Source organism: Microvirga aerophila (assembly GCF_003332305.1).
GTDB classification, from domain to species: Bacteria; Pseudomonadota; Alphaproteobacteria; order Rhizobiales; family Beijerinckiaceae; genus Microvirga; species Microvirga aerophila.
The window spans coordinates 15,950-30,860 of record NZ_QOIO01000059.1; the positions used below are offsets into that span (position 1 = coordinate 15,950).

The 14,911-nt window shown below is 58.7% G+C and carries 12 protein-coding genes and 1 pseudogene; 6 read left to right on the forward strand and 7 right to left on the reverse strand.

Annotation, left to right across the window (positions count from 1 at the left end):
• Nucleotides 1-7 precede the first annotated feature (7 nt).
• From DRB19_RS24160 to DRB19_RS24170, 3 genes are all read right to left on the reverse strand, one after another.
• Nucleotides 8-1,681: a beta-L-arabinofuranosidase domain-containing protein gene (locus DRB19_RS24160; RefSeq protein ID WP_114188575.1), complete on the reverse strand. Its 1,674-nt coding sequence runs from the start codon at nt 1,679-1,681 to the stop codon at nt 8-10.
• Complete coding sequence (locus DRB19_RS24165) at nt 1,678-2,430, reverse strand: FadR/GntR family transcriptional regulator (protein ID WP_114188576.1); 753 nt, start codon at nt 2,428-2,430, stop codon at nt 1,678-1,680. The genes DRB19_RS24160 and DRB19_RS24165 overlap by 4 nt, the downstream gene beginning before the upstream one ends.
• An 87-nt stretch (nt 2,431-2,517) precedes the next feature.
• Nucleotides 2,518-3,615 carry a TRAP transporter substrate-binding protein gene (locus DRB19_RS24170; protein ID WP_114188577.1) on the reverse strand — a complete coding sequence of 366 codons (1,098 nt, stop codon included), beginning with the start codon at nt 3,613-3,615 and terminating at the stop codon, nt 2,518-2,520.
• 83 nt (nt 3,616-3,698) lie between these two features.
• Between DRB19_RS24170 and xylB the strand changes: the two genes are divergently transcribed.
• The gene (gene xylB, locus DRB19_RS24175) at nt 3,699-5,171 is read left to right on the forward strand and encodes a xylulokinase (protein ID WP_114188578.1); all 1,473 of its coding nucleotides are present in this window, start codon (nt 3,699-3,701) and stop codon (nt 5,169-5,171) included.
• A 613-nt stretch (nt 5,172-5,784) separates the two neighbouring features.
• On the opposite strand, the gene DRB19_RS24180 is transcribed toward xylB, so the two are convergent.
• Both DRB19_RS24180 and DRB19_RS24185 read right to left on the reverse strand, forming a co-directional pair.
• A complete protein-coding gene (locus DRB19_RS24180) occupies nt 5,785-6,033 on the reverse strand; it encodes a hypothetical protein (protein WP_114188579.1) in 249 nt (82 codons plus the stop codon).
• A 129-nt stretch (nt 6,034-6,162) separates the two neighbouring features.
• Entirely contained in the window at nt 6,163-7,206 is a 1,044-nt protein-coding gene (locus DRB19_RS24185; RefSeq protein WP_114188580.1) for a LacI family DNA-binding transcriptional regulator, read from the reverse strand.
• Nucleotides 7,207-7,634: 428 nt separating this feature from the next.
• Between DRB19_RS24185 and DRB19_RS24190 the strand changes: the two genes are divergently transcribed.
• Nucleotides 7,635-8,792, forward strand: coding sequence for a M24 family metallopeptidase (locus tag DRB19_RS24190; protein ID WP_114188581.1), 1,158 nt, complete (start codon nt 7,635-7,637; stop codon nt 8,790-8,792).
• A 106-nt stretch (nt 8,793-8,898) separates the two neighbouring features.
• Nucleotides 8,899-9,921: a TRAP transporter substrate-binding protein gene (locus DRB19_RS24195; RefSeq protein ID WP_114188582.1), complete on the forward strand. Its 1,023-nt coding sequence runs from the start codon at nt 8,899-8,901 to the stop codon at nt 9,919-9,921.
• Nucleotides 9,922-10,228: 307 nt separating this feature from the next.
• Here the strand turns inward: DRB19_RS24195 and tnpC are convergent.
• Nucleotides 10,229-11,535: pseudogene (tnpC, locus tag DRB19_RS24200) on the reverse strand (IS66 family transposase).
• A 6-nt stretch (nt 11,536-11,541) separates the two neighbouring features.
• Between tnpC and DRB19_RS24205 the strand changes: the two are divergent.
• A complete protein-coding gene (locus tag DRB19_RS24205; protein ID WP_162815837.1) occupies nt 11,542-12,819 on the forward strand; it encodes a hypothetical protein in 1,278 nt (425 codons plus the stop codon).
• 567 nt (nt 12,820-13,386) lie between these two features.
• Here the strand turns inward: DRB19_RS24205 and DRB19_RS30215 are convergent.
• Nucleotides 13,387-13,557, reverse strand: a complete 171-nt coding sequence (locus DRB19_RS30215; RefSeq protein ID WP_162815838.1) for a hypothetical protein — start codon at nt 13,555-13,557, stop codon at nt 13,387-13,389.
• A 652-nt stretch (nt 13,558-14,209) separates the two neighbouring features.
• Between DRB19_RS30215 and DRB19_RS24210 the strand changes: the two genes are divergently transcribed.
• Entirely contained in the window at nt 14,210-14,692 is a 483-nt protein-coding gene (locus tag DRB19_RS24210) for a hypothetical protein (protein ID WP_114188584.1), read from the forward strand.
• A complete protein-coding gene (locus DRB19_RS30220) occupies nt 14,676-14,825 on the forward strand; it encodes a hypothetical protein (RefSeq protein WP_162815839.1) in 150 nt (49 codons plus the stop codon). The genes DRB19_RS24210 and DRB19_RS30220 overlap by 17 nt, the downstream gene beginning before the upstream one ends.
• The last annotated feature ends 86 nt before the right edge of the window (nt 14,826-14,911 follow it).

Below are 14,911 nucleotides of genomic sequence, written 5' to 3' on the forward strand. Positions count from 1 at the left end.
TGCAACGTTAGAGGTGGAATAGGATGAGCGGGACTGACTTGTCGACCAGCGGCACCGTGTCCGGCGCAAGCACCGAGCGTTGGTACAAGGGGAACGAGCCACCACCAGGAGAGATGCCGACGACCGTGTCACCACGCCAATCGACGGCGTACGTTGTATCGAGGACCGTCTCATGCGTTGTCCGTCGGGCAAGTGGGAAATTCATCTCGACGACGGCACCCGCGACAACCCGGCCGGCCGAAACGAAGTTCGGCTCAGGCATCGAGACAGGCACTGACCTGCCATCGACGGTCAGCGTGACATCGCGGACCTCGATGAAGGACGGCAACCGAATGCGAACCTCACCAGCCTGGTGAGCCGTCACCTCGATCTTGCCGGCGTGCGGCTGCCAGCTCTTCACGGTTGCTGCTTCGCCAGCATGGTTGATCAGGAGGTTGACCCGGATGAGATCCTCCCTGGTCAAGACCGAGTTTGTCCAGGCGTTGAACAGGCCGCGCACACCTTGAGCGCAGCAGCACATATAGAGATCGTAGGAGTGCATGCGCTTGGACACGAGGTCGTTTGGCTGTGACCAGCCGGCAAACCCGCCGAGGGCGCGACGTGCTACATCGCGTGTCGTCTCCCACCCGTCCTCACCGTTACCCCCTTCGAGACCGTCGACGTTCACCAGCTGGCTTTCGACGAGGTGATTGCGAAGATAGCGCTCCGCGACCTCCCAGTACTCCGTATGGCCGCTTTTAGCGAGCCAGATCGCGGACTCCATCATGTCGACAATGGCGCAGGTCTCGCAGCCGTGGGCGCGCGTGCGCACCAGACGTTCTGGGAACCAGCCAAAAGTTGTTCCATAGGTCCGGGCCTTATCGAAGACCCGCCGCCCCCACTCAATCGCGCGAGCGTTGTTGGCGCCATAGCCGTACCGGATGACGCCCAGCAGGGTCACCGCACGGGAGTGGAAGTGGCCCTCACGGAACTCCATTCCTGTCGCAAAGCTACCGTCCGATCCGAACGCGCTTGAGTGATCCATGACGTGATTGGCGTAGAGGCCGGCGAGATCGAGCGCCGTGCCGCTCTTCAGGATCTCGGCCGTACGGGTCAGCCCGAAAAGCAAGCGGCCGTTGGTATTGGCAGGATCAACTCCCCACGAAAGGATATTCCAGTCGCCGCGGGGCCATCCCTCTGGCAGTCGTTCGACCGACGGGAAATAGGCAAAGCCCTCCCGCTTGATCGAGATCTCATGCAAGCCATCAACGAGGCCGTTCAGGCGCTCTCCGGCGGCCTCTGAGCCGCGGGCGAGGCGCAGGGCAAGAAGCGCATTAATGACCGAGCGCTGATAATGCATGTTCGCATGCCGGAAGCTCCATTGGTTTTCCGGCGTATAGTGCAATCCATCGGAAGCAAAGCCCGAGTCGAACAGCTCGTTGAGCTTCGCCAGCGCATCCTCGCCTTCCTCGGAGCCGGTCATCGTCTTGGCAAGCAGGAGCGCATCGATCACACGGGCGGTGTGGTCGCTGTAATCGAACTGGGTATGTGCCATCTTCGGCGGCTGACCCGTCAGGTCGACGAGGCAGTAAGGCAGGTAGTCCTTGGTCGGGTTGAGGAGACCTGTCAGGCAATTGATCGCCAGCTTTGCCCGGTCGGGCAGAAACAGGGTGTCCGGGAATGATGTGTTTGCAGTTTTCATAAGGGCTTTTCCTTAGGCTTCTTTTTAGGGTGATTGGGGGTCTTCGGATCGAGGAACTGCCGCCATCTTGACAGGCTTCGCTCGACAACCTGGTCGTAATCGGCCGTCGAACGCTGACGGATTGCGTCGATGATCTCGCGGTGATCTCCGGGCGCGCGAGCGTCCACCTCAGGGTCATGCAAGGCTTGCTGCATCGTTGACGCGAAAGCTGTCATGAGTGCCTTGCCGAGCTCACAAAAGACAGGGTTGTGAGTGGCGTCGAAGAGAAGACCATGAAACGCGAGATCGGCATTGCGCAACTCCCTGGCGGGTCGTCCCGTTCGCACCAATTCCTCAAATTCATCGGTCTGAGCTTCCATCGCGGCGATATCGGCAACCGTAGCGTGCTCAATCGCCAAGCGCCCGCAGGCATGCTCGATGGCCAATCTCATGCCGAACAGATGCTCCGTGCGAGTCGGCGCAAGTGCGAGCGCCAACCCGAGGAGTTCGGCGGGCGCCGCGAGTGAGGACGCAGAGATGTAAGTCCCGTTGCCGCGCCGGATCTCCACTAGGCCAACTGCAACGAGGGTGCGGATGGCCTCCCGGACGGATGTTCGGCTGACCCCAAGGCGCTCGCAGAGGACGGGCTCCGGAGGAATCTGATCACCATGCCGAAGCTGACCGTTGATCAGACTCTCCTTGAACTGTTCGACGATCTGCGAAACAATGCTGCGATTTTGGTCGACGCGGCGCAGGTCCAAACTGGTCACGATGGCAGACTCCTCTCCCGTGCGGTTTCGAGCTTCAGAAAGCCGTATCGATGGCGCTCGTCAACGCGCATCCGCACGGAAGCGTCCTTAAAGCTTCCCGGCGCGCTGCTGGCGCATCATGTACGAGTCGTAATTGTACTCGGCGAGCTGGAACCAGAGATAGGCTTCAGCCCGATAGCGAGCCATCGAGTCATAAATGGTCTTGAAGGTCGGGTTCTTGGCCGACAGCTCACTGTAGACTTCCTGAGCGGCGCCAAAGCAGGCATCCAGGATCTCGACACTGAAGGGGCGGAGTTGTGCCCCTGCCCCGGCGAGGCGCTTGAGCGCGGCTGGGTTTACCGCGTCGTATTTCGCCTGCATGTCGCAGTTCACGGCCTGGGCGGCTGCCTTCAACACACCTTTGTAGGCGGGCGGCAGACTGTTAAATTGGTCACGATTGATAAAGAGGTGCTGTTGGGCCGAAGCCTCCCAGAAACCAGGATAATAGTAATAGGGAGCGACCTTGACGAGCCCAAGCTTCTCGTCGTCGTAAGGCCCGACCCACTCGCTCGCGTCGATTGTGCCCCGCTCAAGCGCCGGATAGATCTCACCAGCAGCTATCTGCTGTGGCACGACGCCAAGCTTCTGCAGCATGCTGCCTGTTAGACCTGCGATGCGGATCTTCAGGCCATTGAGATCCTGGACGGTCTTGATCTCCTTGCGGAACCAGCCACCCATCTGGGCGCCGGTGTTCCCGCACGGGAAAGCCGTGATGTTTGATTGCGCAAAGAGCTTGTCGAGCAGCTCGTTACCGCCGCCATAATACAACCAGGCACTGTGCATCCGGGAGTTCAGGCAAAATGGGCCGCCGGTGGCAAGGGCAAAGGCAGGATCTTTGCCCCAGTAGAACTGGCCAACCGTATGACCGCATTGGACAGTCCCGTTTTGAACGGCGTCGAGCACCTGCAAGGCACCGACGATTTCACCGGCGGCGAAGACTTGGATCTTGAACTTGTTGTCGGTGGCCTCGGCGACATAGCGAGAGAGCGTCTCGGCAGCCCCATAAATCGTATCGAGCGACTTTGGGTACGATGAGGTCAGGCGCCAATGCACGTCCGGCGCCGACTGTGCGATGGCAGGGGCGGCAATTACCGTGCTGGCAAGTCCGGCACCGGCAGCGGCCTGAAAAAAGTCCCGTCGCTTCATAGGTTCCTCCCAGAGTTTTTGTAGACGTATGACGTCTTATGTGTGTATATCCGAGGACGGTTGTCAAGCACGGTTCGCGGCCAATGTTTCTCGGAATTGATCTCGGCACTTCAGGCGTAAAAGTGGTTCTCATCGCGGAAAGCGGTGCAGTGATTGACGAGGCAACAGCACCTCTCACGCTCACCCGGCCCCATCCCCTTTGGTCGGAACAAGACCCGGAGGCTTGGTGGCATGCGGTCATAAGCGCCGTCACTGAGCTTGGATCTCGCCACCTGCTTGAGCGCGTGGCGGGCGTGGGGCTATCGGGGCAAATGCACGGTGCCGTCCTTCTCGACGCCAACGATCGAGTGCTGCGTCCTGCAATTCTGTGGAACGATGGGCGCGCTGGGGCCGCATGCATCGAACTCGAGCAGCGCGAACCTGCCAGCCGCAAAATCACCGGCAATCTCGCGATGCCAGGCTTCACGGCGCCAAAGCTCATCTGGGTTGCTCAGCATGAACCGGATATCTTCGCACGCACTGCTCGTGTGCTGCTCCCAAAGGACTGGATCCGCCTTCGGCTGACCGGCGAGGCCGTGAGCGAGCCCTCAGACGCGGCCGGGACACTCTGGCTCGATGTGGAGCGGCGGCGCTGGTCGCCCGCCATGCTCGCAGCTACGGGCCTTGAGGAGCGGCACATGCCCCGCCTAGTTGAAGGGACCGAGATCTCGGGACAGCTTACCGTTGAGGTTGCGAACACCCTCGGCCTTAGGCCAGGGATCCCAATTGCGGGCGGCGGAGGCGACAACGCGGCCGGAGCTGTGGGCATCGGCGTTGTGCACCCAGGTAAGGCCTTCCTGTCGCTCGGGACCTCAGGCGTCATCTTTGTTGCCGACGATATGGTTAAGCCCGATCCGGATCGGGCCGTACATGCGTTCTGCCACTGCATACCGGGTTCGTGGCACCGTATGGCGGTGATTTTGTCCGCAGCGAGCACTCTGACATTTGCCACACGCTTGGTCGGTGCAACCGACGAGGCCGAACTCCTCGCCGAGATCGAAACATCCGGTGTCCAGGCACGGCCGCAAAGCCGGCTAGTCGTTCTCCCCTACCTGACCGGAGAGCGGACGCCTCACAACAACCCGGCTGCTACCGGCGTGATCTTCGGCCTTGATGGCGCATCAAACCGTGCTGATCTCGGTCGGGCGGTGCTCGAAGGCGTCGCTTTCGCACTCGCCGATGGGCTTCATGCCCTTGAGGCTGAAGGAGGACCAATCGAAAAGCTTTCGGTCATTGGCGGAGGAGCTCGCTCCAAGCTCTGGGGTCGGATTCTTGCAGCATCCCTCGGATGTCCCCTCGTTTATCATCAAGGCGGTGAGATAGGGCCCGCTCTAGGAGCCGCGCGCCTCGCCCAGATTGCTGCCGGAGGTGCGAGCGTGAGTGAGGCTTGTCCGCCACCGCCGATTGGGCGCGTGATCGAGCCGGAAGCCGCCTTGGCAGAAGCACTTGAGCCACGTCGAATCTTGTTTCGTCGACTTTATGCCGATCTCAGATCGTCGTTCGCTGGCTCGGTATGAAGCGGGATGAGACTTCCTCAACCCCAGACGGAGGTGCACTGCGCCTCAACTCAATTCCTTGCGTCCCGACCCAATTCTGCGAGTAGCTCCCATGCCACAGGTGAGAGCTTAGATTACAAGAACATTTTTTATGAAGCCTAAGCTTTGGAGATCTCTTGCAAAATAAGGAATCGCAGCAGAGGCAGGTTAGCTGTACTACAGCCGGAATTTAGGTCGGCGTTGGGTGCGCTTGCGCCAGTGACATTCGCGAGCGCGCTGCTGATGTCGCCGGTGCCACGCTGACCAATGCTCGAACGCGGCGATTGTGGGTGGGTGCTCCCACACGAGATGCCAGAGCAGTCGCCGCACCTCCGGCACCGTGAGGGGCTACAACCCCGCGGCGCGCCTTGCGGAGGCCCCTCCCCCGATGGCGTGCTGTCTCACGACGCTTAGATACGCATGCGCCAGCATGGATAGGGTGATGTTCCGGGCCCAAGCTGTCCACAAGCGCACCTCGAACGTCTCGTCTGAAGTCGACATCGGTCGTGTAGGATACCGAGCCCCATGCTCTACAACTCTCCTGCTCCGCGGAGTGGGCGATCTGATAGATATCTAGCTGGAAGCTCTTACTGACTCAGTCGGTTCCAAATATCGAGAACTTGGTTTCGCGGCGGAAGTCTCCGTCGTCTCGTGGATGGCTTGGGGGCATTTGTACCCGAATGACTTGGCGCTGTGTTATCTCGCGCCTCGCCGGCGCGGTTTCGTCGATCTGGAACTGCGACTTGATGTCGATGCTGTCGGCAAGCACGCACGACGTTGCAGTCGAATACAACGTCCAGCCCCATGGAAGCACGCCTGAGGGGAACTTCGCCTCGCCCCACATCACGCGTCTTCTTCCCCCTCAGGGAGGCGCTCACAATTCGAGGGAGAGTTGCGGATTTTCTGTTTTCCGTCGGTGTTCTAGGCTGGGAGCGAGGCACTCCTTCGTTATCTCTCATATGGACCTGCTAGTTCAGCGAGAGTCCGGAAGGGGAGCTCGCCCGGTCGTACGCCGGACAATAAGGTTTGGCTCTAGATGAACCGAGTGCAAGTCCAATTTGCCGCTGACTTGGCTGAGGAGAAAGTCTGCCGCGCGCGCTCCCATCTCGGCTGCAGGCACCTCCATTGTCGTCAGTGGAGGGTCAAGATGGGCGGCAAATTCCAAATTATCGAATCCAACCAGCGAGATTTCGTCGGGAACACTGATACCGGCAGCCCGGCATTCAGCAAGCGCTCCCATGGCTAATACATCATTGCCGCAGATGATCGCAGTGGGACTTGGCGTTAGAGTCCGCAGATAGCGCACACCCTCCCTTCCGCTGAGGATCGAGTATGGCCGCTCGTACACAGCTTCCGGCGGCAAACTCAAGTTGTAGGTTTCCAGTGCGGCCCGAACCCCCGCCACACGATCAGACGCGCGGTCATTCCCAGCGGTCACCGCGGAGATCATACCAAATCTACAGTGCCCAAGTCCGACAAGAAATTCCGTAATTTCAAAAGTCGCACGCCGATTGTCGAACCCCACGCAGGGGTGGTCGGAATCAGCTTTATAGACGTAGGTATTGACGTAAGGCGTCCGATCAAGAAGCCGGTACAGTTCAGGCCGATGGTTATCGCCGACCAGTACCAGTCCTTCAACACCGCGCTCAACCAAGAGGCGAGCCTGCTGCTCTTCTCGAGTCAAGTCGTACTCTGAGGTCGCAACCAGCAGGGAGTACTCGCTGCCTGCTAACCGTTGCTGGAGCGCTTCAACCATACCTGCGTAAATGGCATGATTAAGCGTAGGTATGACAATTCCCATGATGCGCGATCGCAGCGAGCGGAGGGCCCGCGCCGCTCCGTTCGGCATGTAACCAAGGTCACGCATCGCCTCTTCAACCCGAGCGCGGATATCGGGGGTTACGTGTTCGGGATCATTCAGAACCCTGGAGACAGACGCGGTTGAGCACTCGGCCCGCCGCGCGACCTGGAGAAGAGTAATTCCTCGACCGACCTTTGTCTGTAATCGTTTACTCATCGACCTTCCTAACGGCCCTGCCGCCCGGTATCATTGCAGCAGAACTAACGTGGTTTGCTTCGTGTTTCAAGCTTGGCAGCTACGAGGCACGACCAATACAACATGCTCCGATCCCGAGGCTGAGCTTGGCGACCGTTACCTCCCGCTCGCCACCCGCCTTATCGCGCAACAACTCACGAACTTCAGTATCTTACGGACATTCCCGGCAGCGTGTGACTCTAAACGCCCCACCTTTCCTGTGCTCACCAACTGCCTGTCGTGAAACGGCGCCACGTCGGAAACGCTTCCATAAGAAGTGGCACGTCAACTGCATTCAAATGACTATGTCTGAAACCGGACGGCTTGACGGGCTGCTGTAATCGATTACAGTTAGGCGATGTTCTCGTCGTGCTCGGCCCTGGATCCATATAGCTTTAGGAGACTGATTGATGTTCATAACGCGTGAGGAATATGAGACACGCAACGACCTGTTGCGTCAGAAGATGCGTGAAGAAGGGCTGGATGCTCTCATTGTTTTTTCAGACGAATACCGCTCAGGCCACGGCACTTATCTGACCGGGTACAAACCGATCAACGTCATCGAGGAATCGCCCCAGGTCGTGATCTATGTTGAGGACCGTCCACCGACTGTTTTTCTCGGCCGCCTCAACCTCTACGCCGCGCAGGATGTCATTTGGAGTAAGGATGTAAGACCGTACCATCGAGCTGTGGAGTTTATACCTGAGATTTTCCGTCCGCTGAAAGACCGCATCGCCAAGGTCGGACTCATCGGCGATAACCTTCTGCCAATGAACCTGTTCGCACTCTTCAAGGAGGCGCTTCCAAAGGCGACTTTCTCGTCAGTAGACCGTCTCCTGATAGCGCTTCGGCAGATTAAGACGCCTGCTGAGATAGCGCTCATGGAGCGTGCTGCAGACATCAACGACATTGTACTGAAAGAAGTCGTCAATAAGATCCAGGTCGGTATGACCGAAATGCAGGTGGCAGGCTTGGTCGAGGGACCCGCTCGCGACCTCAATGCAGATATCGGATCTGCTACAGTTGTCATGTCAGGCCTAAATACGAACTACGCGGCCTGGCGCCCAACCGATCGAAAGATCGAGCGAGGCGACTTCGTTCTGGTCGACTTCAACCCAGCCGTTGGCCACTATTGCAACGATGGCGGGATCACCGTCTTGATGCCAGGTGCTTCGTCTGAGCAAGTCGACGCACTGACGGCAGGTCACCGAATCATCAAGGAGATCGTCCCGCTGTTAAAGCCGCATACGTCTGCCAGAACGGTTCACGATCTGATGCTCGAGCGTCTCGAGCCTTTGGGATATGGACCCAACTTCTCACCCTATGTCAAAGGACTGCGTGGTGTTGGGCATGGCGTAGGAGTCGATGTCGTTGAGATGCCGAACTTGAGTTCTGAAAGCGACTTCCAGCTTCTTCCTGGAATGACTCTGGCGGTGAAGTTGGACCTCCATGCCATGAAGGCTGGAGGGTACCGCATCGAGGTCGTCGTTCTCTTTACCGAAGACGGCGTGCGACCTCTCAATAAGATGGTCCTTGCTGAAGCCGATGACTTCGCAATCCTTCGCTGATTGCTGGAGCAAGCTGGCGGCCTATGGGTAATCTGACGCGGAACGTGCAGGACTATTAGGGGGTCAAACCTTCAACAAATTAACTTGCGTCTACAGGAGAGGAAACATGAGGAAGTCGTTTAACGCGACGGTAGTGTGCTTCGTTGCATCGAGCTTGCTTGTATTGGGAAGCGGCGGCTACGCTGCTGATATCAAGGAGCGCTCCCTCAAAGTGGGGTTCGTTCAAGCCAAGGATCATCCTCAAGGTCTCGCGCTGCAGAAATTCGCAGAGGCCGTAGACAGAAGAAGTGAAGGCAAAATCAAAATCCGCGTCTTCGGAGATGGTACCTTAGGTGGGGATGCTGCCGTAATATCCGCTCTTCAGGGCGGCACGATTGAAATGACCCTCGTCGCAACCGGTCTGCTCACAGGACACATCAAAGATTTCGGTATCTTTGACCTTCCCTATTTGTTTAGCGACTACAAGGAAGCGGATGCTGTATTAGACGGCGCGATCGGGAAAAAGCTTCTCGACAAGCTGCCGGAAAAAGGACTCGTCGGACTCGTGTACTGGGACCACGGTTTCAGAAATCTAACCAACAGCAGGCGCCCGGTCGCAAAGGCAGGCGACATCCAGGGATTGAAGGTCCGTGTGCTGCAGTTACCGATCCATATTGAGATGTTCAACACCCTCGGGGCGAATGCGGTGCCGATGCCGTTCCCGGAGCTCTATACCGCCCTGGAGACTAGGACAGTTGATGGCCAAGAGAACACCTTTGCCTCAATCGAAGCCAGCAAATTCGAAGAGGTTCAGAAATACGTCTCTACTACCAACCACGTTTATCAACCCCTTATCTTGCTTTTCAGCAAAAAGATTTGGGATCAGCTCTCCGATGACGAGCGCAAGCTTCTATTAGCTGCCTCAACGGAAGTGCAGTCAGAGGCTCGGAAGGTATCCAGAGACGCGAACGAGAAGGCATTAGCGAGCCTCAAATCTAAGGGGATGACAGTGACTGAGGTTTCACCGGGTGCGATCGCGGAGATTCGTGAGAAACTAAAGCCTGTTACCGACAAACATTCGAAAGAGTTCGGCGAAGCCCTTATCAACGAAATGCGCGCGGAAATCGAGAAGGTACGCGGTCAAAAATGACGCAATGTCGCCTTGGCATGATTGTCGGAAGTTCTACCGATTAGTTACAATGGCGTGTAGCTGGGCCGAGAGTGACTGCGTCTCGGCCTATTTTCCTCAAACAAAGCTGCATTCAGCCATTGTGAGGGCACGTTCGGTCAGTTTACAGGCCACGTTCTTGCTACGTACTGCGTTAGCGTGTGTTTGGGAGCATGTGTAGACGCCCCTGGTGACGCAAGAAGAATCTTCGGGTTGGTGCAGCGCGTGGTCAGGGCTGACATGTGTGCGGCCTCAAAGTAATTACCCACGCCCCATTTCGAACTGAGGTTCAGGCGGACACGGCCTGGAGGATTGTCTTGAACGCGTTGGTCCCCGGGCTGAGACGAGCCGTGTCGACGACCGTGCGTATGTCCGCTTCTCCCTTGGCAGCCCACATGGCCCGATGGCAGCCCACATGGCCCGATAGCCGTTGGTCACCTTGCGCTGAATGACGGCGGGTCTGAGCGCGCGTTCGCAGGCGTTGTTCGTCGCGTCAACCATGCCGGGCCAGTGGGCGAAGGTCAGAAGCTGATCGCGGGCGCGCCGGACTTTGCTCTGAAGGTCGCGGGCCAGATCGCAGGATGTCGGCGCGGCCAGGATATCGTCCAGACTTCGCTCCAGAGTCGGCGCTTGCGGGCGATGGTCGAGGCGGCGAGGGTTCTGACGCCCTCCGCCAGGACGAAGGCCCGGTGCAGCCACAGCTTGAGGCGGGAGGGCAGGACATCCGCGCTGACCTCATCGGCATAGGCAACGTCCCGGGCGAGATAAGCCAGGCAGGTCTGGTGGGCATCTGCATGGCCCTGTTGCGCGCTATAGCGGTCGGGAGCACCAGACGTCGGGTCGGTGCCCGTCCATCATGGTCTGGATCGCGATGGACGGGCACCGGGTCGGCGAGGCGTGATGGACGATCGCCTCCGAACAGCGAAATACCCAATGGTAGGCGTTGCAGCCTTCGATTCGGACGCCGGTCTCATCGCAAGCGATAACCCGGGCCTCGCGCAACGCCGTGACGGCCTTGTCACGCTCGGCCACGAAGGCGCCCTGCGCTCGGCGCAACATGTTCATGAGGCTGCCCTGGCTGACCGTGAGACCAAAAAGGTCCGCGAACGCGCTTTGCAGTCGCGCGTAGGACAGGGTCTGGAAGGTCTTGAGATAGGTCGCCACGGCATGGACACGCGGCCCGAACGGCGTCCCCGTTGCGGCGTCCGGCACGGGCGCGACCACCCGCGTTCCGCAGGCTCGGCAGCGCACCGCCAGGCGTCGATGCTGGGTGACGCGGGGCGCCACCTCCGGGAGATCAATCTGCTCGTGGATGCTGATCGTCTCGCCCGGCAGATCGGCCATCAGAACGGCTGAGCAGCAGGAGCACCGGTCAGGGCGGTGCTCGACCACCTCATCCGGCATGGCGCTGAGGATCCGGCTGTGGCCGTCGTGGCCCGGCTTGGCTCCGCCCGGTTTGGAGCGCTCACGCTGCTGCTTGCGATCCGTCGAGGGCGGCTTTGAGGACGTGCGTGAGGTCTTGGGCGGGCGCTGCAGCCGCAGCACCAACTCGATCAGCTCTTCCTTGCTCAGACGCTCAAGATCAGTGCGGCCCATGGGAGCATGGAATCAGCGAAATCCAGCTCACGCAAGGGCCTGGGTAATTACATGCCGATTGCCAGGGCCATTGAGGAGGTGCGGTTTCCGTATGGCGCCCGCCACGCCCAGATGCAGATGAGCCCCCCGCCGGGGACACCGCCGCTGACTATCGTCGGTGGGACGCTGCAAGCCATGTTCGAGCGTGCCTTTTCGCGGGAGGCGATCACGGGCGGGCGGCCGACGGCTCGGGAGTGGGTCGCTGCGCTGGGTGCACTGGAAAAGGAACTGAAACAGTGTAGTGCGAATCCAGCTCACTGGCACCACAAGGGCGTTTCTTGCCCATGGTGTCGCATGGAAGGTGCCACGGGAGTGCCGCTGTTTCCGGTGATCGTTCAGACGTCCGGCGGCATGATCTTCGACATCGAAACGCTATGGCGTCAGATTGAAGCAGTCCCGCATCCAGATCCTGCGCCCGAGCTCGGGTCGGGTGCTGTTACTCCGTCGGAAGCCGCGAAAGCTTTGTCGGGATCGTACTGGAAAGGTACCGCCGCTGCCGCCGTGGTGGCTATCGGCCTGATCCTGATTGGGCTCAACGGCGGCGGCGTCTTTGTCTTCCTTGCGGGCATCGGGGCGTTCTTCGGCATTCGCGCGATGATGAATAAATCGAAGGACATCGACGGCTTCCGTGCTACCCGGGACGCAGCGCAGGAAAAATGGAAACAGGTGGAGGCGGACTGGCTGAAGCGGGCTGGTCCGGACGCCTTTGATGCGAAGAAAAGGCAGCTGGAAGGTCTACGGCGGGAATGGAACAACATCCCGAATGTCCGGCACCGCAAGCTGGAGGAGTTGCGCAACAATCAGCGGGCGATCCAGCTGAACCGCTTTCTCGACGCTTTTGGAATCGATAAAGCCAGAATTCCCGGCATCGGCAGCGGGCGAAAGCAAACGCTCGAATCGTTTGGCATCGAGACCGCCGCGGATGTCAAGCGAGCCGCGCTGCAGCGGGTTCCCGGATTTGGACCAAAGAATCAGCAACGGATGCTCGATTGGCGGCAAGCCATCGAGAACAAGTTCGTGTTCGACCCGACCCGGGCCATCGACCCGCAGGACATCGCCAAGGTCGAGCAGGAGGTTCTCGCTGAACGCAGGCGCATTCAGGACCTGATGAATCAGGGACTAGCCGAGCTGCGTCAGCTTCGCGCGCAGGTCGATGCAACGCGACAGCACATGAAGGCTCAGGCGGAAGCGGCCAAAGCAGCCTACCTGCAAGCCGAGGCCGATAATGTGGCCGCGTCAAAATAGTGGGGCATTCCGCTGCGTTCTGAGTTGTGTTGAATTGGCGCGATCTGATCAGTTCGAGCGAACGGCATCAAGTTCGGGCTGCAGTTGGTGGATTCGTTCAGGATCACAGGGGGGAGTGAATGAGCAAGCATCGATCATCTCGACGGCTATACCTTTCCGAGCCCGTACAACTATCTTGTCTGGCCAAGGCGAATTCTGCTGTGGCTCCAGTACATGCTTCCAGCCAAGGGTTGGAGCAATTTTGCGAAGAGCGCACGACATGCGCACAGCCCTATCATGGTGGTTCTGTACTCGGTAGGCTTCTACTTGTTTCTCGTCGGAATGTTGTTTGCTCTGTTATCCGGCGCGGCTTCTAGGTGACGTCGCCTCTGCTCGACGGAGTGCGGTCTCACCGCAACCATAGGGCGGATGGGTATGGGTACCACCGCGCGCCTCAGGAGCATCGCCGCCAATAGAGCCAGGGCTGGGTCAACGCTCGACAAATAACGAGCTTGATCTCAAAAAGATGGGCGACCAGATTGCTTTAGTCGTCCGTTAGGCCAGTCAATCGCCGCAAATCCGACTGACCTAATTCTTGGTCAGGCCGGTGCTCGCCGCCTCACGTGCGCCTTTAGTAAACAGCTGCGGGAAGTCCCGTACGATGGCCTCGAAGCTCAGGTCCTTGTTGATCTCGGCGAGTCGCGAAAAGCCGTCGTCCACGTGGCGGTTCTGGACCATCATGTCGATGGCCTTAGCCACACCACGACTCGCGAACGCCGCCCAGGTGCGATTGGCCCGCAGTCGCTTGCCTCCATGGCGCTGCCGCAGATAGATCCACTCATAGGCCTTGAGAGTCGAACGTTATTGGTGAAGTAGTCTGTATGTTCTCCAGAGAACGATAAAGGGTGCTGAGAAGGCACTGTTGATATCGAGATCTCTGATTGGAACAGGAGGAGAATCGCTTGGCGCAGCTTGGTCTTGGAACGGGGTGGTGCTGAATAGATCGCGTGATCTGCTCCATACCGGCGAGTAGAAGGTCCGCGATGTGTCAAGGGATCGGGCCTCGCACGGACCCTAACGCAGCTCGGGCTTTGGGCTTTGCCGGGAGCACGAAGCTGGCACCGCGCGGGCCTGTCAAATGCCAAAGCAAGTCCCGATCTCGCGTATTGCAAAGCTTCACTGCAGCCAAGCAATACCGCTGAACTTTTTTGACAAGTCATAACATATCACACAGTGTGATGCTGCTTCGCTCGCTCGTTGCTCATCCAAGTCAGGCAAGTAAAGCCGAGCCATTAGCTTGAGTATACGCCACAGCGAAGCTTGTACCGCGTACCACCTCATTGGCCAGCACCCTATGCTGAACCTCACATCAAGGGCCTCCGGGCTCCCTTTGCATTTTAGGAGACAAGTGATGACTTCCATCTCCGATTGCACCACCAAATCCCACCCCGTTCTCGTTGTTTTCGGGCGCACCTCGGAGGGCCGCCAACGAGCCTCATGGTTTACAGCGGAAGATGCCGATGAAGCCGAGCAGGCGGCCAAGCCCATGGGCTACACGATCCTGCGTATCAGCGACGAGGCAGGCCAGCAGCTCGTCGCATCACAACTCCTCCGTGGCTTTTACACCCGTGACGGCGGCGCGGGTGTTCCTTTTGTTGCCCGCGAACGTCTTAACCGGGTGCTCAGGGCCATTGCGCCCGACTTGGACAACCGCGTCCGCAATACAGATGATAACTCTGTTGAGGACAAGGTCGTGCGCATTCATCCCCGTTCGACCTTGCCCGTGTTGATCGATGTTTCGTCTGATCCAATCCCGAGCACCCCAACCAATTGGGAAGAGATCAAACCTGGAAGCATAGTTCTCGTGAGGGATAAACATGGAGGCTTGGTATGAGGCCGTCGTGCTCAATGCGATTGCCGATGTTTATCGGGTGAAGTGGCGCGACTATCCTGGAACCCCGCTCACCCGGCAGCGCCACGAACTCGCTCTGATGTTTCCGACAGCTAAAGCTACATCAGCAGCCTAGACTCAGGACCTATTAATTTAGATTGAGGTGTGATTCAGAGCCTCCTGTCGAGGAGGCTCCGAATGGGTGATCTGTTTTTGCTCAGT